Genomic DNA, 19,791 nt, shown 5'->3' on the forward strand with positions numbered 1-19,791 from the left:
TCAGGACAGAGCGATAAACTGCTCGCGCAACTGGTGGATCTCATCACGTACAGCGGCGGCTTGCTCAAACTCCAGGTTCTGCGCGTGGGAGTACATTTTCGTTTCCAGTTCCTGAATTTTCTGCTCCAGGGCTTTTGGCGTGAGGTGCCGATACTGCGCCGCGCTTTCTGCCGCTTTGCCTTTTCCTTTGTTCTTACCGCGCGAGCTCGGTTGCCCAAGCTGCAGAATATCAGAAATCTTCTTGTTCAGGCCCTGCGGCACAATGCCATTGGCTTGGTTGTGCGCATGCTGCTTGGCGCGGCGGCGTTCTGTTTCACCAATGGCTTTGGCCATGGAATCGGTGATCCGGTCACCGTAAAGAATAGCCTTACCATTGAGATTACGCGCCGCACGGCCAATGGTCTGGATCAGTGAGCGCTCGGAACGCAGAAACCCTTCTTTATCTGCGTCCAGGATCGCCACCAGCGACACCTCTGGCATATCCAAACCTTCCCGCAGCAGGTTGATTCCCACCAGAACATCGAACTCGCCAAGACGCAAATCGCGGATGATTTCGACACGTTCCACCGTGTCGATATCCGAGTGCAGGTAACGCACCCGTTCTCCATGCTCTTCCAGATATTCGGTGAGATCTTCGGCCATGCGTTTGGTCAGGGTGGTGACTAGCACACGCTCTTTGATCGCCACACGCTTGCGGATTTCTGAGAGTAAATCATCCACCTGCGTCGAGACAGGGCGGACTTCTACTACAGGATCCAGCAAGCCGGTTGGGCGCACCACCTGATCGATAACGTCACCGCCAGATTTCTCCAGCTCATATTTTCCCGGAGTGGCAGAAACGTAGATAGTCTGTGGCGCCGAGGCTTCAAACTCTTCAAAGCGCATTGGCCGGTTATCCAACGCCGAAGGCAGGCGGAAACCATACTCAACCAGTGTTTCTTTACGCGAGCGGTCACCTTTAAACATCCCGCCAATCTGCGGAATGGTAACGTGGGATTCGTCCACCACCAGCAGGCCATCCGCCGGCAGGTAATCGAATAACGTTGGGGGCGGTTCCCCCTCGCCGCGCCCGGAGAGGTAGCGTGAATAGTTTTCAATACCCGAGCAGTAGCCCAGTTCGTTCATCATCTCCAGATCGAACTGGGTACGCTGCGAAAGCCGCTGTTCTTCCAACAGCTTGTTATTAGCCAGCAGCACCTTACGCCGCTGTTCCAATTCTACCTTGATCTCTTCCATCGCCTGCACAATACGTTCACGCGGTGTAACGTAGTGGGACTTGGGATAGATGGTGAAACGCGGCACCACCTGCTCTACCTGGCCGGTTAGCGGATCAAACAGCGACAGCCTCTCCACCTCTTCGTCAAACAGCTCAACGCGCAGCGCCAGTTCGTCTGACTCCGCAGGGAAAATGTCGATCACCTCGCCACGTACGCGGAAGGTCGCACGCTGGAAAGCCTGATCGTTACGCGTGTATTGCAGCTCTGCCAGGCGCCGCAGGATCGAACGCTGATCGATGATCATGCCCTTGGTCAGGTGCAGCATCATTTTCAGGTAGAGATCGGGATCGCCCAGGCCGTAGATCGCCGAGACCGACGCTACGACCACCACATCGCGCCGCTCGAGCAACGCCTTGGTGGCCGAAAGGCGCATCTGCTCGATGTGCTCGTTTACCGAGGCATCTTTCTCAATAAACGTATCGGAACTCGGCACATAGGCTTCTGGCTGGTAGTAGTCGTAATAAGAGACAAAATACTCCACCGCATTCTCAGGAAAGAACTCTTTCATCTCACCATAGAGTTGCGCCGCCAGCGTCTTGTTCGGTGCCAGCACCATGGTTGGCCGGTTAAGATCGGCAATCACATTGGCGATAGTGAAAGTTTTACCCGAACCGGTGACCCCCAGCAACGTCTGATGCGCCAGGCCGTCTTGCAGCCCTTCTTCCAGCTTGCGGATGGCTTCTGGCTGATCGCCAGCCGGTTTGAATTCAGAATGCAGTTTGAAAAGTTTGCTCATATACCTTCATCGTTCAGATTGCAGCCAGGCGGTGGGGCGCAGCAAGCGGTGTGAATATCCGCTCAGCCGTAGCCAGGATGGCATCTGCCAGAGGCAGCGATTAATTATGGAAAACCTTGGCGATTTCCGCCAATGCCTATAATACTGGATATAAAAACAGCATCAAGCGAATTTATGCGTTAATAGAGCGCCAATGTACCGGTTAAATGAACCTGGTATGACATTTTTATTGTCAATAGCCGTGTTATCCCCAGATAGCGTTATTCATTAACATATTGATAGCACGCTGATGAAAAACCACTCACACAACCTCGCGGCGTAACCACCTCGCTTGATTTTAATTAACTTATTGATATTAATTAGTTTTAATAAAAAGATGAGAATACGGGCAACGGGTGCACAAGCCGCGTCCGCTCTCTGTTTAGGCCGCTTTTCTAGCTATAATGCACAAGGTTATCCACAGGAATGGTGGATAACTCACACCACCCCATGGGGGGCGGGAGTTACGGAAAGAACGCTTTTCTCCGCAAAACTCCACGGAAGCCCGTTTTTTAGTTATTTTTTACAATAATATTGCTTTGGTTATGACGATTAATACTAAAAAATCTGGTTCCCCCTCTTGGCACTCACTCATTTTTATCTGCCGCCAAAACAGCGTAAGCCTTGATGATAGCGTTTTTATCTATCTGATTTTTTTGGCACAAATGTTACTTTTAACCCCCTAAGCCACTTAGCAATGCAACTCTGCCTTGCTAAAAACCTTGCGAAGCCTGTACCCATACTTGCGGTTGCCTATCCAGCTTGCTGGTATCGTCTGATGGATGATTGACCCGCCAGGCTAACTGCAATGAAACCTGCCGGTTATCGCCAAACCAACTGGCACCCGTTCCTAACGCGCCGCGTTGCTGGTGATTCTTTTCCGCAGTCCAGGGCGATTTATTGGTTTTCACGCCGCCGTAGTCAAAAAAGGTTTTCCATTGCCAGGCTGGCGTAATGGCATAGCGCAATTCCAGATTGGCCATCCAGCCTCTATCGCCGCTGGCGTCACCGGACGCATAGGCACGCACGCCGTTTACCCCTCCCAAACTGAATTTCTCCGAGGAATCCAGGTTTTTCGAGGCTAACTGGCCGCTAAGCTGAGTGTAAAAACTCCAACTTTCGCTGAGCGCCTGTAAGCGCAGGGCTGAAACATTGAGTTTGCTGAAGCTGCCTTCGGTATGCGCGGTCATACCGTCTCCCTGCGCTGTGGTGGGGTCGGTAATATCAAGATGACCATGGCTGATGCTCACGGCAGCAAAGTTCAGCCCGCCACCGCCAAAGGTATCCTGACTGTTGGCACTCAGGCTGGCCGTCCACAGTTGGCTTCGTTTATGGCTTTTGCTATCGAAGAGATTGATGTCGTCGCGCAGCCGTTTGTCGTCAAACTGCAACTGGCTGCTCACGCTCAGGGTACGGCTTTTGTACAGTGGTTGAGAAATGTAGGCACTGGCGGTGCGGGCATTGCCGTTTGCATCAAGATCGGCAAAGTCTTTGCCCAAGGCATAATCCATATTGGAATATGCCGCGCCCACGCGGGTAAACCAGCGGTTCACCGGCGCATCATACGACAGGTAGTAATAGTGCTGGCGCTCATCGCTGGCAAGGCCGCGCAGGCGCAGCCTGTCCCCTAATCCCAACGGGCTGTTGGCAGAGATATCGGCACTCAGGCGGTTTTTACCGGTATAGCGCCCGCCATAGTTATCCAGATCGAGGTTACCGCTGAACAGCGGCGTAGGTTTGGCCTCCACCAGCAGATCGGCTGCTCCGGGCTGTTGGCTGGTCAGCAGCACCGAGCGCGCCTGTACGCCGGGAGTATCATTCAGCAGCAGCAACGTCTGTTGCAGTTTGCTGGCATTAATCGCCGTGCCCGCTGCGTTGCGGCTAATCAAATACTTCAACGTGCTATCGGCAAGGCGTGAGGTGTTGTCGACTTTAATCTCGCCGTAGTGCGCTTCTACTATGGCGATTTTTACTACACCGTTTTCAATCTCCTGCTCTGGCAAGTAGGCGCGGTTAAGCACATAGCCCTGCTGTTGGTAATAAAGGGTGATCGTCTGAGCGGCCTGATTGAGTTGCGCTAAGGTAAGGTCGCGCCCGGTGTATTCATGCAGCAACGACTGCAACTGAGCGTTGGAAAACAGGGTGTTACCCGCGAGGGTAAAGGCACTTACCTTCACCGTAGGCTGTTCACCGCCGCCGGGCTCTACCGGGGCTGGTGCAGGTGGCTTGGGCAAGTCCATTCCCGAAGGTTGTGAGGGGGCCAACGCTGGGCGGCGGGTGTCGAGCTCACGCAGTGCCTGCCCGGCATCCGGTATCGCAGGCGTTGCAGCCTGTGCGCTGAAGCTCCAGAGCAACAAAGGGAACAATGACCAGATCTGCTGGCGCAGAGCAGCGAACGGGGTATTTTTGTTATTTTTTTTCATGGTTTGTCAGATAGGTTGGTGGTGCATGACTTGGTCATGTGGAGTAAAGACTCGAGTGAAGGTGCCTAGAAACCAAGCCTGGCGTTAGCCGGGCTTGGTTGCGGTGGGGAGCAGGTAGTTAGCGTGGGTTATTAACAAGCCCCAACGCTATTGCAGAGCCCTACCCCACCTATTTGCTAGTTCTCGATAGTTGAATTGTAATCTAGATAACCAACTAATTTCCCTGCATCCTGGCCACCGATGACACTTCCCGTCGCAAATGACTTTATGATCTTAGAATCGAGACTGCTACCTGCTAAGGTACCAGTCATAGAAGTAGGCCCTTCAGGCCCTATATGGGTAACGTCACCCGATGCCGAAGAGTAGACAACCTCGCTGTTGTTATGCAGTTCGCCAACCAGCCCGCCTATTGCTCCAGACGCTGAGACGTTACCACTGGCCTTACTGTTAGAAAGAGAACTCCGGTCTAAGTCTCCAAGTAAACCACCTACTCTTCCACCCCCACTCACATTACCACTGGCGTAAGCATCTGTGATGGAACTTGTCATGGTACAACCCACCAACCCACCTATACAAAACTTACCGATAACATCGCCAGAAGCCCAAACACCAGACAGAATCGAACCACTTAAACTGCCTACTAACCCGCCGGCAGCACTCTCCGCGGTCACTTTTCCTGTAGCATAACTGTCCATAATGGATGATGATGAAAGAACATCACCAACCAACCCACCGCCATATCTATAGTAAAATGAGGCATCTTTATGGATAACCTCGGTGCTGGCAGACGAGTGGCTCAAAGACGTACCGAACATGCCACCAATCAGACCGCCAACAGCACCATCGGCAGTAACCTTGCCGCTGGCGGAGAGATTATTGAGAGCAGTATTTCTTGCCATCCCAATCATCCCGCCGCTATTGGCATAGCGATACACGTCCACAATGAGATTATTGATAGTAATATTTTCTACATAGGCATCGTGAATACTGCCGCCGGACTGATAGGCTACCAGCCCCCCAACGTAGTCACGGGTTGGATTGTGATAGCAATAATAGTCACATTCACTGGGGGCGATTAAGCCGGGGGCCATGCTGACGGTAAGGTGCGCATTGGTCAGCCCCACATTGCGGATCTCGCCGCTGGCACCACCAAACAGCCCGGTAAAGCGACTAAAAGTGCCTTGCGGATTGCTGCTGCTCTGATTGATGGTGAGTTGATTAATGGTATTACCCAAGCCGGAAAAGATCCCGCTAAAGTAAACACCATCATCTTCCGGTAGACGTGCCCAATAAGTGCTGCCCCAGCCGATCGGCATAAACCCTTTGCCTTCATTCCATTGCGCCGTATCGCTGGCATCAATGGTATTGCCCAGCACATAGTGACCGGTGAGATCATCCTGTATAGCCTGCAACTGGTTAACGTTCTGGATCACGGTATAGCTTTGGCCATTATTGCTAAAGCTGGCACCCTGACCGGAAAGGGTGACGCTTTTACCTTTGGCCAACAGATAGTCGCCGCTTTCAATCAGCGCCAGCCCGGCATTTTTGCCGGTGGCTTTCAGATTGGCATTCAGCACGATATTGTCCTGTGCCGCCAGCAACAGCTGATTGCCGTTATTCCAACTGATGTCGTTGTCTATCGTTAAGTCGCTGCTGTTGCTGATCAGCTCAACATTGCTGGTGCGCAGGGTGTTGGTAACCACTCGTGCCGAGACTTTGCTGCTGCCGGTACCATCGTTCACGTCAAGATGGTCGGCTGCCACCGTCCAGGTGCCATTTTGACCAGCAATCCCACGGGTATCGACGCTGGTACTGGCAACGACATTCACCGCCTGACCGCTGGTTTCGATACTGCCACCATTACCTTGATCGGCGGTGCTGGCATCCAGAATGCCCTCTACATTAACCCGGCCCTGCTGCCCACCGCTCAGGACAATTTTGCCGGATTTGTTGCTCAGCGTTTGCGCCTGAAGGGTACCGGTGTTATTCACCACGGTCTGCAAAACGTTATTGTTGGCATAGGCGGCACTCATCACTACCTGACCGCCGTCTGCCTGGATCAGACCGCTGTTTTCCGCCAGCGCATTGGCTGCCGCGCTGGTAACCTGGATATTCACCAGCCCGTCACCGCCGAAGTCCAGCGTCGTGGCTTTGCCCGCCGCCAGCTTCACGCTGCCCAGATTGGCCTGAATATTCCCCTGGTTACTCACTTGCCCACCCAGTAACACCACCGCGCCACCGTCTTTGGCGGTGATGGTTCCCTGGTTGACCACGCTGGCCGGGCTGTTGCCGCCGCTGAAGTTGTATTTACCGAGCGCAAAGTTGTTAGTGGTCAAGTCCTGGGTAGATGCAACCAACCCGCCAACGTTGACCTGGGCATTATTGCCAAACAGCACGCCATTGGGGTTAACCAGGAATACGCGACCATTGGCGTTCAGTTGCCCCATCACTTTGGAGCCTTCTGTGCCCACCACCCGGTTGAGCGTAATGGATTTGCTGTTAGGCTGCTGGAAATTAACCTTGTTACCTTCGGCAATGTTAAAGCTTTGCCACTCAATCGCCAGCTTGTCGCTGGTTTGGTTTATCTGCATCTGTTGGCTCGTCGGCTGGCTGATAGTGCCGGAACCAAACTTTACCGAGCCATTGGTTGGCAGATCGGCGGCATAGCTGGTGCCCACCGCCAAGCTACCCAGAATAGCTAACGTGAGGCGGTTTAATGAGGTATTGCCTATATTACGCATGAATAATATCTCCGTCCGAGGAAATAAAAATGATTTGAACGCGCATAATAGATTTCAAGATGCAGGCAGGCAGAGACAATGCCAGCCGTACTGTCAGCAAGAAACCTAGCGCGCATTAGCGTATTTCGATTCAGATTGTTCTAGATAATTACCTGCACAAGGCACTTAACTTCAACAAAAGATGAAGAAAAACAACAGTAAAATGCAGGCAGTAATTAAGTTAGTAGAATTAATCTATAATGTCGATTTTTTATTTCCCCGCGAGTATCTCGTGCATTCATACATGCTACGCATGGCGTAACGCTGGCTCACTTCCGCCTGACAACTTAATAACTAGAGTCAGCTGTTACGAAAAGCAGCCCGGCGATAAAGCTCAACTTTATACTTTAGATTATTCTTGCTGTGAACAATGAAGGTAGGCCTTCTCCCAAAAGATAAGGCCCGAAGCCCCCCAAAACCTGCCGTTCAGCAGACATCTCACCTCATTCCTAGGAAAGTTCGTAGTGCTTAGCCGTTTTGCGAGTAAAAAACGCCCAATCCCGAGATGGCTTTGACCATACAGTAACTAATTTTAAATAATTATCATATAAAACATGCTATTATATTGAAATTAAATACAAGAGCCACATCTAAAATCAACGCCTTTCTAGCAGACCAATGGCATGCCATTAGTATTATAAACTAAATAAATTTAAAAAAAGATATTTTAAGCTACTGAAAATTACGAAGCCAGCCTGAACGGCTTTGAAAAAAAATGCTTACATAGACCATTTTTACCATATTTTTACAAAGTCTATAAGAAAAAAACAGATTAAAACACTGAGCAACCACTGACTAACTTCTAGTGCCATTGAGTTGCTTAAAATAGGTTTAAATCTATAATCCGTTCCAGCAAATCGATATGTCTTCTACTCGCTTTCTTTATTGTAGCAGATAGCGTTTAAAAGAATTTCGCAGCTTTGCTGAAAACAAATGTTAATTCTTTGATACGAGTAATAATAGCCCTTAGGAAATACCGTGTATTAATTACACATGGGTTTGTGTTGCCAAAATCAAGGAAAAAGTTACGGATAACGAGCATTAGACACTTCAGTTTATATGCTTGATTTAATTAAGACACACTAAAAGGAAATACTAGGAATGAACTTCAACAAATTGATGCTGGCAACTGTAATTGCACTGTCTTCTGTTTCTATGGCTCAAGCAGCGCCAGGCAACCAGGGTAGCGGTACTGTTAAATTCTTCGGTGAAATCATCGATGCACCATGTACTCTTGATGCAGACTCTGTTGACCAGACTTATGACATGGGTCAGGTAAGCAACCGTGTTCTGGCTGATGAAGGCGTTGGCGCTTCTCAAGACTTCACTATCGAACTGAAAGATTGTGATATCACTACTCTGAAAACTGTGAAAGTTGCTTTCACTGGTCAGACTGATGTTAACAACGCCAACCTGTTGGGTCTGGCAGGTACTGCTTCAGGTGCTGGTATTCAGCTGGTTGACGGTAACAACGTGAAAGTTAAGCTGGATGGCACCCAAGGTATTGCTACCTACCTGCAGAACGGCGACAACACTCTGAACTTTGCTGCATACCTGCAAGGTAGCAAAACTGGTGTTGCAGTGGTTCCAGGTGACTTCACTGCTGTTACTAACTTTACCCTGGCATACCAGTAAGTTAACTGCCAATCGGAGAGTCGCAGCTAAGCGTATCCGATTGCTTTAAGCCAATGAATAACTCACCTGAATATGCATGTCTAAAAGAGACCTTCTTTTAAGATATTTTTGGGTGAGTTATATTTTTTGGTCACTCAGCTTAACGTCTGTATTAATCAAAATTCCCATTTATACATTCAGGTCAAGAAGTCGACCTGCGGTTAGGCGCGGATTTGCCACCAGTGAGTATTTTATGACGTCATTAATGACACGGAAAAAAACCAGTACAATCGTCATTTTATCTTTGCTTTATGGTAATTCAGTGTTTGCCGAAGTTAAATTCAATGCTGGCGCTCTGGATGTGGGCGACAGTACCAAGATAGATCTATCGCGCTTTACCGATGCCGATTATGTCATGCCCGGTACTTATTTACTGGATATTAAGTTTAACCAGAAAATGCTGCCACAGCGCAGTGTCGAATACTTACGTATTGACGATAAAAAAGAAAGCGTCCTCTGTTTGCCACCCGATATCATCCCACAAATGGCCCTTAAAGAAGAAATAGCTAAAAAGGTCATACTGTGGCATGACAATCAGTGTGCGGACATTAGCTCCGTACCTGGAGCAGAAATCTCTGCGCGCGTTGGAGCTGGTGTTCTGTTGATCACCGTCCCACAATCTTCGTTGAAATATAACGACCCGAACTGGACGCCGCCTGAGCAGTGGGACAGAGGTATTCCCGGGTTATTACTCGACTACAGCGTCAGTGGCCAGGTTAATAAATTGAACGGTTCTGAGGATACAACGCGTAGCCTCAGCACGGTAGGTACCGTGGGTGCCAACGTAAGCTCTTGGCGCTTACGTGGCGACTATCAGGGGACTTATAACGCTCGGGGCGGTGAGAGCGACAGCAATTTTGACTGGAGCCAGATATACGCTTACCTACCGTTACCAATGCATGCGGCAAAAGTCACGGTCGGGGAAATGCTCCTCAACTCACAAGTGTTCGACAGTTTCCGTTTCGCGGGCGCAAACATCGCCAGTGACGAGCGTATGTTGCCGCCTGAATTGCAGGGGTATGCTCCACAGGTGCGTGGGGTGGCAAAAAGTAACGCCAAAGTTACCGTATCGCAGAGCGGCACAGTGCTGTTTCAGACAACGGTACCCGCGGGGCCGTTCTCGATAGATAACCTCAGCAGTGGGGTTCGTGGCCGGCTGGATGTGCGGGTTGAAGAGCAGGACGGCAGTATCTCTACCTTCCAGGTAGATACCGCATCAATCCCGTATCTGACCCGCCCTGGTTATGTGCGTTACAATATCGCAGTGGGGCAACCCTCTACGTTTGGTCGCCACAGAGAAGGCCCGTTCTTCACTACCTCTGATTTCTCTTGGGGGATCGCTAATGCCTGGTCGCTATACGGCGGCACCCTGATTGGCGGTGAGTACAATGCCTGGTCATTGGGACTTGGCCGTGACTTGAGCGTGCTGGGTGCTTTATCAGTCGATATGACGCAGTCTTACGCCAAGTTTCCTACCGAAGAAACAAATTCGGGTATGTCGTTCAGAGTGAACTATGCAAAGCGTTTTGAAGAGTATGACAGCCAGATAACCTTCGCCGGATACCGATTCTCCCAGCGTCAGTTTATGACCATGAATCAATTTTTACAGAAACGTTACAACGATTATAGTAACGAATTAGAACAATTTATTGGGCGCGAAAAAGAGCAATATACCATCGCGGCCAGTAAAACACTGATGGCGCATGATCGGGAAAAGGCAGTTACCGTCTATCTGAACTACTCGCACCAGACCTATTGGGATAGCCGGTCACAGGATCGTTACGGCTTTTCTGCCAGTAAGATTTTCAATATTGGCAAGATACGTAACGTTACCGCCGCTATTTCGGCGTTTCGTACCGAAACCAACGGGCGCAATGACGATAGCATTACGCTTAACTTTACGATGCCTATTGGTGAACGCCGCAGTGTCGGTTACGCATTACAAACAAATAACAACGATGTCACCAATGTGGCGTCCTATAATGATTATACCGACCAGAACAATACATGGCAGGTCAGCAGCGGCGTTAACCAGAATGGTAAGGGACTGGCTCGTGGATTCTATACCCACAACGCGTCCTTCGGTGCGCTTAACGCTAGCGCCTCTTATCAGCAGGATAATTTCTCCTCGATAGGCGGGACTTTCCGAAGTGGTATTACTGCCACCCAACACGGTGTGGCTACACATCGCAACTATAGTAACGGTAGTACGCGTTTGATGGTTGATACCGACGGCGTATCAGGGGTGCCGATAAATAATGGCCGTGCAAGGTCCAACAGATTTGGTATTGCCGTGATTTCCGACGTTACCAGCTACTACAACACCGATACCCGTATCGATGTCAACAAGCTGGCTGATGATGTAGAAGCAAACACCCCGGTGGTGCAAGGAACGTTGACTGAAGGTGCCATCGGCTACCGCCACTTTGAGGTGGTACAGGGCAGCAAGCTGATGGCGATTATCAAACTGGCTGACGGTAGCACGCCACCGTTTGGTGCCACCGTATTGAATAGCAAAGGCCGTGAAATGGCCGTGGTTGGCGATGAGGGTTTGACCTATCTGACCGGTGTGGAACCAGAAGAGCTGCTGGACATCGCCTGGGATGGCAAACATCAGTGCAAGGTTGTGGTTCCAAAGGCTGCCAAGTCACTTGAGCAAATATTGTTGCCATGCAAGCTTTAATCCATCAAAAACTGCCGCTAGGCAGTTTTTAACAAACAATAGTAATGGGCTGTGAATTCTCGCTAAGTGTTAAACCTAGTCACGACGAGAGATAGCCTAACACTTGGTTCCAATGAGAGTTAATAGACATGAATAAATCTAGCTTAGTAAAAATAGTGGTTGCGGGCCTGACGTTGATTGGCGCCGCCCCAACGGTGAATGCGGCGATAGCGCTGGACCGTACCCGTGCAATTTATGTTGGCGATGCAAAATCGATCAGCCTTAACATTGAAAATCAGAACAAAAGATTGCCTTATCTGGCGCAGTCTTGGATAGAGGACGAGAAGCATCAAAAAATAACTGGGCCGCTGGTAGCTTTGCCCCCCTTGCAGCGGGTAGAGCCTGGCGAACGCAGCGTGGTGCGGGTAACCAAAACCCCTGCTGCCGATAGCCTGCCACAGGATCGGGAATCGCTGTTCTATTTCAACGTACGGGAAATTCCGCCGCAAAGTGAAAAAGCCAACGTGTTGCAACTTGCGTTGCAAACCCAGATTAAGCTGTTCTATCGCCCTAAAGCGATCGTGTTGCCTAAGGGCGAGAACTGGCAGGAAAAGCTGGTCATCAACAAAACCGGTAACGGGTTTAGCATTCAGAACCCAACGCCGTTTTACGTTACCCTGACCTCGATTGCACCTAAAACGCTAAAAGATGGCGGCGTTATGCTCAAGGGTTTCGAGCCAATCATGTTGGCACCCAAATCGAGCCAAACGCTGACGCTGAATGCCGGTAATCTTAATAGCTTTTATGTCACTTATATTAATGATTACGGTGGCCACCCAGAATTGAAGTTCGTTTGTAATGGCAGCGTGTGTAATTCGGTGCCGGACGAAAAGAAAGATGGGAAGTAACATAAAAGTTCGCGGCCTGTAGCCATGGATTAACTTAGCTGCAGGGCCTGTTTTACCTTTATCGCTGCTGGGAATTACCAGTGCGCGCATGGTCCAAAGTAATAACTCTTTCCCCATGCGCACTGGTTTTAGGCAACTCTAACCAGATGCCAATCTCGGCAATATACTATTGTGGTTCAGTTTGCAGCTCGAAGATCTGCAGAAGACGAACCAGATGAAACCGTTTGGAGGCGTCGCTGATGTCCAGATCGCTAATTTATAAATTTACTCTCTTTCTAATGGTGAGTCTGGGGGCGTCTTTTGCTGCACAGGCTCTTGAGTGCTACAAAAATGGTACCAACGAAACCAACGGAGTGGTAAGAGAATCTGTGTCTATTGGACCGGTGAAAATCCCAGCCAACGTGCCTATAGGCACTCGGTTATGGACATCAGAACGGATAAGTATCCAAGCATATTGCTGGGCATATCCGAACGTGCCTGATGGCGAGAAAGTATACTTTCACCCGAGCCAATACATTAACCAGCCGCGTCTTCCACCTGGTATCGGTATCGGTTTCATCGACCAAAATGGTATAGACCGCGGTACGATAGAACAATTAGGCCAACTTGACATAGAATCAGGTAATTATGCCTACGTAGGTGAAAATAATCCTCTAAATGGGCTCCGTACATTTACATTTCAGGTATATCTGAGGAAAACGGCAGATATAGCCATTGGTCCGGTCGGTATCGACCAAATTGCAGCCTTTCAACTTGATGGGTTTTATGGGATTAACGCTAAACCTAACGTAAACTATCAGTATATTCTAACGGATCTGAGTAATATTGAGATTATTCCTTGCGCTGCCTCAATTGAAATCAACCCGCCGGCAGGCGTAGATTTTGGTGAGATTCGCGCATGGTCCGCTGGCGATGGCAAAGTGGCCGAAAAGGATTTTTCCATAGTTGCCACTAAAAACGGCAGCTGTGATGGCGGCTTTAAACTCAACGCAAACTTTGAGTTGAAGGCGGATGGCCATTCAAGTCTGGCGGATGAAACCGGCATTAATATAGGCAACGGTGCAACCTTGCGTATTACGGATAACACCAACCCTAAGAGCATAAAATTTAATAAGATAGATTCATTTACCGATATGACCAGTCAGAGCGTAGTCAGCAAAAACTATACGGCATCTTTGTGGGCTAATGGCGAAGGTGTGGAAGGACCGTTTAACACCACCCTTATCCTCCGCGTTAACTATCTTTAAAGGGCAGGGATGAAAAAGTTATTGTTTTTAGTAGCCTTGGGCTCGATAAGCGGATGGTTTTGCAACTTGGCTATTGCCCAGACCGAAATCATAGTCCCTGATCCGGAAATTCAATTTCGCGGCACGGTAGTGGCTCGGGCCTGTAATATTGCTCCGGAATCTCTCGATCAGTCTGTTGATATGGATACGATAATTGTCAAAGCAATGTATCGCAACCAGATTCGCAGATGGCCGTTTTATATTAATTTAACCGATTGTAAAACCAATATTTTTAAAACGGCAACGGTGACATTTACCGGCACAGAAGACAGTGAATTAACCGGTAAGTTAGCCATTAATAATGGTGCCAACGGTGTTGCTATTGCCATAGCCGATGACAAAAACGTAGATATCGATTTAGGTACGCCTAGCAGTGCCACAACCCTGAGTAATGGGGATAATACGTTGAAGTTCAATGCTTACGTATTAGGGCGGCCATCGGCAATACAGAACCGCAGCATAACCGAAGGGCAATTCAGCTCGATTGCCAACTTTGTTGTTAGCTATCAATAACTGTTCCAAATCATTGTCTTAACGTGGCATACCGCATTCAATAAAATCATTATTGAATGCGGTAACGCCGCTTGTTTATTAATAAAAATTACAACTCAGCAAGTCATTCCTTATTGCAACATCTGGGGAGCCCCTCCCCTTCTTTTTTATGCAAACCTCACCTCTTTTAATACCTCAATTCACTTAATAGTTCTAAATCGAGATACAGCCCCAGTGCTTGTTGCGCAATATTGGGCAAATACGGGATCTCACCCAATAAAGGCGCGGGCAGCATGCGGCAAAGTGTCGCCAGATATTCCTGATGGCGTTTTCCCTGTGGGGTAACATCGTTGGCGATCCAGCCAGCCAATGTCAGCCCAGCATGTTGGATCGCCTGGGCGGTGAGTAACGCATGGTTGATGCACCCTAGCTTAATTCCCACCACCAAGATCACTGGCAAGCGCTCCAGTTGCACCCAATCGGCGAAGGTATGCTGCTCAGAGAGTGGTGTGAACCAACCTCCCGCGCCCTCCACCAGCAACCAATCGGAACGTTTTTCAAGCTCGCGCAGGCCAGCAGAAAGCCGGGGCAGAGAAATGGGGTTCGCCGCATCTTGGCTGGCAATATGGGGCGAGGTCGATTCGGCAAATGTGTAAGGATTCACTAAGGCATAGTCCAGCGCCACGTTACTATTGCTCTGTAACGCCAACGCATCGCTGTTACGCAGCCCTTCGCTGGTCATCTCACTGCCCGACGCCACCGGCTTGTAACCGGCACTGCGCCATCCTGCCGCGCTGGCGGCCTGCAACAGCGCACAGCTGGCAACGGTTTTCCCTACTTCGGTATCCGTTCCGGTCACGAACCAACGTTTAGTCACGATAAATCACTCCATAAACCAGATGATAACTGAGCGGATATTGCCCATGCTGGCAAACATAGGCCGCTTGTAATGCCGCAAGCCGCTGGCGAGAGAGCAATCCAGCCTCGCGCCCCTGATGCAGGTGCGTGGCACCGATCCCCTTTAGCGAACGCATCAGCGTCATAACATCCGGGTAAGTGAGCGTTTGCCATGCGGACTCCATATGATGGCGGTAAGAGTGGCAGGCGTTAGCGATTTGCGTCAGTGGTAAAAATGCATTCACATGGCGTTCGCCATCCACTTGCTGCCAGGCATCGCCTAACTCGTGTAAGGTGCCTTCTGCTAGCGTAGAAAACAGGATCAGCCCGCCGGGGAGAGTGACGCGGTGCAATTCCGCCAACGCACGCGGCAAATCGCTACACCACTGCAGTGCCAGGCTGCTAAAACTGATATCTACCGACGCGCTTGGCAGCGGGATATTCTCTATATCAGCCAACAGGTAATGGTTTGCCGCCTGCTGTTGGCAAGCAAATGCCAGCATCCCGGCGGCCAGATCGAGCGCCGTCACCTGTTTACCCAGTTCGCGCCAGCGGCGGCTGAAATAACCGGTGCCGCAACCGGCATCCAGCACGGTTTTACCCGGGTGATGCATGCCCATCCCCAGTAAGTGTTCACCAACCTCACGTTGCAGTACCGCGACGCTATCGTAACTCGCTGCAGCGCGGCTGAACGCCGATGCCACCGCTTTTTTATTCACGGCCTCAGTGGCAGACGTCATGCAGCACCTCCAGTAAACGGTCAATATCCTGCGGCTGATGTGCTGCGGTAAGCGTGATGCGTAACCGCGCCCCACCCGGCGGTACTGTCGGTGGGCGAATGGCGCTGATCCACAGCCCTCGCTCACGCAAACGCTGTGCTAAATCAAGGGTACGCTGGTTATCCCCCACCAGTAACGGCTGAATGGCAGTGTCCGAGGCGGTTAACGTCAGCGGCAAGCTGGCGACTCCGGCCCGAAAACGCTGGATGTTATGCTGCAACTGTTCGCGTAGCTCATCCCCTTGCTGGATGCAGCGCAATGCCGCTTGCAGAGCGCAGGCCTGCGCGGGTGGCATCGAGGTGCTGTAAATCAGATGGCGGGCAAACTGCAACAGGTACTCTGCCAAGGATTCATCACATAGTACGGCTGCACCGCTGACACCGAACGCTTTGCCAAAGGTCGCCACCAGCACTTCCGGCTGAACGCCTTGTTGCCAGCAACTGCCGCGCCCCTGCTCACCGCGTACCCCGATACCATGGGCATCATCCACCATTAGCCAGGCACCGGCCTGTTGGGTTAATTGATACAATTCAGCCAATGGGGCGCTGTCACCATCCATACTGAACACCCCTTCGGTGATCGCCAACTGCTGGCCGGCACATTTTTTTTGCAGCAACGCAGCCAATGCCTGTGGTTGGTTGTGTCTAAAACGCCGCAGCTGTGCCGGTGAGTGAGTGGCCGCTTCCAATAGCGAAGCATGGCTGAGTTTATCCGCCAGAATCCGGTCATCGGCCTGCATCAAGGCAGCTAATACGGCCTGATTGGCCGCATAGCCAGAAATAAACAGCAATGCACGCGGGTAACCCAGCCATTCGGCCAGCGCCTGCTCCAATTCAGCATGCGCCTGACAATAACCAGTTACGTGGCCCGATCCCCCGCTGCCTACCCCATAGCGCTCCGCCCCTTGCTGCCAGGCGGCAATCACTTCGGCATGTTGGCTGAGCCCCAGATAATCATTACCGGAAAAATTGAGGTAACGTTGGCCATTCAGTTGCAGGTAGCGGCCATTGCCCCCCTGATTCACCAGCCGTTGACGGTAGGCAGCACTTTGCTGGCGTTCATTCAATGCCTGCTGGATCCGTTGTTGCCAGCCCATTACGGTGCCACATTGTAGAATTCGGCGGTATCGCTATGCAGCAAGCGTTCGGTCAGAACCTGTTGTTGCTGAATGTCACCCTGCTCGGTAGCCGTTTGCTGCGGATTCAACCCCAGCTTACGGAATAACTGCAGATCCTGGTCTTCTTCAGGATTTGGCGTGGTCAGTAGCTTGCAACCGTAAAAGATGGAGTTGGCCCCGGCCATAAAGCACATCGCCTGCGTTTGCTCATTCATCTGCTCGCGCCCTGCCGAGAGCCGTACATAAGATGTGGGCATCATGATGCGGGCAATGGCAATGGTGCGAATAAATTCGAACGGGTCAACGTCGTCATTGTCAGCCAGTGGCGTTCCTTTCACCTTGACCAACATATTGATCGGCACGCTTTCCGGTGGTTTGGGCAAATTGGCCAGTTGTACCAGCAGCCCGGCACGGTCGCGCACCGTTTCCCCCAGCCCGACAATACCGCCGGAGCAGACCTTGATACCGGCATTACGCACTTTATCCAGCGTATTCAAACGTTCCTGATAACTACGGGTGGTGATAATGCTGCCGTAAAACTCCGGGGAGGTATCCAGGTTATGGTTGTAATAATCCAGCCCGGCTTCTGCCAGACGTTCAGCCTGATCGGTGTCCAGCGAGCCCAACGTCATACAGGTTTCCATCCCCATCGCTTTAACGCCTTGTACCATCTGCTGCAAATAGGGCATATCGCGCTCGTGGGGATTCTTCCACGCGGCCCCCATGCAGAAACGGCTTGAACCTGCCGCTTTGGCCTTGCGTGCCGATTCCAGCACCTGCTCCACCTGCATCAGCCGCTCAGATTCAACACCGGTTTTATAACGCGAGCTTTGCGGGCAGTACTTACAATCTTCCGGGCAAGCACCGGTTTTAATCGACAATAACGTGCTGACTTGTACTTGTTGCGGATCAAAATGCTGGCGGTGAACGGTTTGTGCTTCGAACAATAATTCCAGCAAAGGTTTATCAAACAGCGCTTGAGCTAGCTCCACTGTCCAGTGAATACGATCGGCCATTTACCACGTCCCCAAAGCGAAAAAAGTGTCGTCAGTGTAAATATTGCGGCTATACTGTCAACCATTCATATTAAATTTGGTTTACAGTTAATGTCTCTCTCTGCCTGTGATCTGGAATTTGATCGGCGCCATATCTGGCATCCTTATACCTCTATGACCCGCCCTCTTCCCTGTTATCCGGTGGTTTCAGCCAATGGCGTTGAGCTGCAACTGGCCGATGGCCGCCTGATGATCGACGGGATGTCCTCCTGGTGGGCAGCCATTCATGGCTACAATCACCCACTATTGAATCAGGCGGCGACGACACAATTAACGCAAATGTCTCACGTCATGTTCGGCGGCATCACCCATCCGGCTGCCATCGCGCTGTGCCGCAAGCTGGTAGCAATGACGCCGGAAGCCTTGCAGTGCGTGTTTTTGGCCGACTCAGGCTCGGTAGCGGTAGAAGTGGCTTTGAAAATGGCACTGCAATACTGGCAGGCCCGGGGGGAAAAGCGGCAACGTATTCTGACCTTACGCCACGGTTATCATGGTGATACTTTCGGCGCAATGTCGGTGTGCGATCCCGATAACTCCATGCACAGCCTGTATCAGGGCTATCTTGCCACGCATCTGTTTGCCACTGCTCCTCAGTGCCGCTTTGATGAGCCGTGGAACGAGCAGGATATTGCCCCGTTTGCCGAACTGTTGGAACTACATCAAGGTGAGATTGCCGCGGTGATCCTGGAACCGGTGGTGCAAGGTGCTGGCGGGATGCGCATCTATCACCCGACCTATCTCAAGCGCGTGCGAGAACTGTGTGATCGTTATCAGGTCCTGCTGATCGCCGACGAGATCGCCACCGGGTTTGGCCGCACCGGCAAGCTTTTCGCCTGTGAACATGCCGACGTGGTGCCGGATATTCTCTGCCTGGGTAAAGCGCTGACCGGGGGTTACATGACGCTTTCCGCCACGCTGACAACACTGCATGTTGCGGAAACCATCAGCAACGGCGCTGCCGGTTGCTTTATGCACGGCCCCACATTTATGGCTAACCCGCTGGCCTGCGCGGTAGCCTGCGCCAGCCTGACATTGTTGGAAGAAAACCACTGGCAAGCGCAGGTAGCCGCTATTGAGGCGCAGCTCAAACAGCAGTTGTTGCCTCTGGCAGCGTTACCCAAGGTGGCCGATGTCCGTGTCCTGGGTGCGATTGGCGTAGTAGAGATGCACCAACCGGTGGATGTGGCGTTGCTGCAACGTGGATTTGTCGAGCGCGGCGTGTGGATCCGGCCATTCGGTAAACTGATTTACCTGATGCCTCCTTATATCATTTCAGCAGAACAGCTCTCATGTCTGACTGCCGCGGTTGCCGCTGCCGTTAAATGAGTTAATCAGGCTGATTTACAGCAATCAGCCTACTTCATGTAGGAGCGTAATACTGACATCAATTGTTCCACGTCCTGCTCGCGCTGCTGCGGCGTGGCATTTTCAGCTACCAGATGTTCCCGCACGTGGCCTTCCAACACCTGCACCATCAAACCGTTTACCGCACCGCGTACCGCCGCTATCTGTTGCAAAATAGCGGAACAGTCGTTGCCACTCTCCAGCGCTCTCTCCAAGGCTTCCGCCTGACCTTTGATACGTCTCACGCGAGCCAGCAGTTTCTTTTTATCTTTTATCGTGTGGGCCATAGTCAGCATCCGATTGTTATTTAATATACTGGGGT

Annotated in this window: 14 protein-coding genes; 6 read left to right on the top strand and 8 right to left on the bottom strand. The window is 51.0% G+C overall.

The features are described from left to right. The 3 genes from uvrB to SAQUA_RS16460 all read right to left on the bottom strand — a co-directional run bounded on the left by uvrB (position 1) and on the right by SAQUA_RS16460 (position 7,216). On the bottom strand, positions 1–2,013 hold the full coding sequence (uvrB, locus tag SAQUA_RS16450) for an excinuclease ABC subunit UvrB (RefSeq protein WP_380680802.1): 2,013 nt from the start codon (positions 2,011–2,013) through the stop codon (positions 1–3). Positions 2,014–2,765: 752 nt separating this feature from the next. Next, positions 2,766–4,475, bottom strand: a complete 1,710-nt coding sequence (locus SAQUA_RS16455; protein ID WP_380680805.1) for a ShlB/FhaC/HecB family hemolysin secretion/activation protein — start codon at positions 4,473–4,475, stop codon at positions 2,766–2,768. A gap of 176 nt (positions 4,476–4,651) precedes the next feature. Further along, positions 4,652–7,216 carry a filamentous hemagglutinin N-terminal domain-containing protein gene (locus SAQUA_RS16460; protein WP_380680808.1) on the bottom strand — a complete coding sequence of 855 codons (2,565 nt, stop codon included), beginning with the start codon at positions 7,214–7,216 and terminating at the stop codon, positions 4,652–4,654. 1,140 nt (positions 7,217–8,356) lie between these two features. Between SAQUA_RS16460 and SAQUA_RS16465 the strand changes: the two genes are divergently transcribed. From SAQUA_RS16465 to SAQUA_RS16485, 5 genes are all read left to right on the top strand, one after another. After that, positions 8,357–8,890 carry a fimbrial protein gene (locus SAQUA_RS16465; RefSeq protein ID WP_380680811.1) on the top strand — a complete coding sequence of 178 codons (534 nt, stop codon included), beginning with the start codon at positions 8,357–8,359 and terminating at the stop codon, positions 8,888–8,890. A gap of 232 nt (positions 8,891–9,122) precedes the next feature. Beyond that, a complete protein-coding gene (locus SAQUA_RS16470; protein WP_380680814.1) occupies positions 9,123–11,612 on the top strand; it encodes a fimbria/pilus outer membrane usher protein in 2,490 nt (829 codons plus the stop codon). A gap of 128 nt (positions 11,613–11,740) precedes the next feature. Continuing rightward, on the top strand, positions 11,741–12,499 hold the full coding sequence (locus SAQUA_RS16475) for a fimbria/pilus periplasmic chaperone (protein ID WP_380680817.1): 759 nt from the start codon (positions 11,741–11,743) through the stop codon (positions 12,497–12,499). A 239-nt stretch (positions 12,500–12,738) separates the two neighbouring features. Next, complete coding sequence (locus SAQUA_RS16480; protein WP_380680820.1) at positions 12,739–13,746, top strand: fimbrial protein; 1,008 nt, start codon at positions 12,739–12,741, stop codon at positions 13,744–13,746. 9 nt (positions 13,747–13,755) lie between these two features. Further along, positions 13,756–14,298, top strand: a complete 543-nt coding sequence (locus tag SAQUA_RS16485; RefSeq protein WP_380680823.1) for a fimbrial protein — start codon at positions 13,756–13,758, stop codon at positions 14,296–14,298. Between the two features lie 166 nt (positions 14,299–14,464). Here the strand turns inward: SAQUA_RS16485 and bioD are convergent, their stop codons facing one another. From bioD to bioB, 4 genes are read right to left on the bottom strand one after another with little or no spacing between them, the layout of a single operon-like run. Continuing rightward, the gene (bioD, locus tag SAQUA_RS16490; RefSeq protein ID WP_380680826.1) at positions 14,465–15,154 is read right to left on the bottom strand and encodes a dethiobiotin synthase; all 690 of its coding nucleotides are present in this window, start codon (positions 15,152–15,154) and stop codon (positions 14,465–14,467) included. Then, a complete protein-coding gene (bioC, locus tag SAQUA_RS16495; protein ID WP_380680829.1) occupies positions 15,147–15,914 on the bottom strand; it encodes a malonyl-ACP O-methyltransferase BioC in 768 nt (255 codons plus the stop codon). Before bioC ends, bioD begins: the two co-directional genes overlap by 8 nt. After that, entirely contained in the window at positions 15,898–17,049 is a 1,152-nt protein-coding gene (gene bioF / locus SAQUA_RS16500) for an 8-amino-7-oxononanoate synthase (RefSeq protein ID WP_380680832.1), read from the bottom strand. The genes bioC and bioF overlap by 17 nt, the downstream gene beginning before the upstream one ends. Further along, a complete protein-coding gene (gene bioB, locus SAQUA_RS16505) occupies positions 17,049–18,086 on the bottom strand; it encodes a biotin synthase BioB (RefSeq protein ID WP_380680835.1) in 1,038 nt (345 codons plus the stop codon). Before bioB ends, bioF begins: the two co-directional genes overlap by 1 nt. A 90-nt stretch (positions 18,087–18,176) precedes the next feature. Here bioB and bioA point away from each other — a divergent pair, with 90 nt between their 5' ends. Then, positions 18,177–19,451 carry an adenosylmethionine--8-amino-7-oxononanoate transaminase gene (bioA, locus tag SAQUA_RS16510; protein ID WP_380680838.1) on the top strand — a complete coding sequence of 425 codons (1,275 nt, stop codon included), beginning with the start codon at positions 18,177–18,179 and terminating at the stop codon, positions 19,449–19,451. 29 nt (positions 19,452–19,480) lie between these two features. Here the strand turns inward: bioA and SAQUA_RS16515 are convergent, their stop codons facing one another. Next, positions 19,481–19,756 (bottom strand): metal/formaldehyde-sensitive transcriptional repressor, encoded by a 276-nt coding sequence (locus SAQUA_RS16515; RefSeq protein ID WP_380680841.1) that lies wholly within the window; start codon positions 19,754–19,756, stop codon positions 19,481–19,483. Between the last annotated feature and the right edge of the window lie 35 nt (positions 19,757–19,791).

Source organism: Serratia aquatilis (assembly GCF_044865145.1).
Taxonomy (GTDB): Bacteria; Pseudomonadota; Gammaproteobacteria; order Enterobacterales; family Enterobacteriaceae; genus Chania; species Chania aquatilis.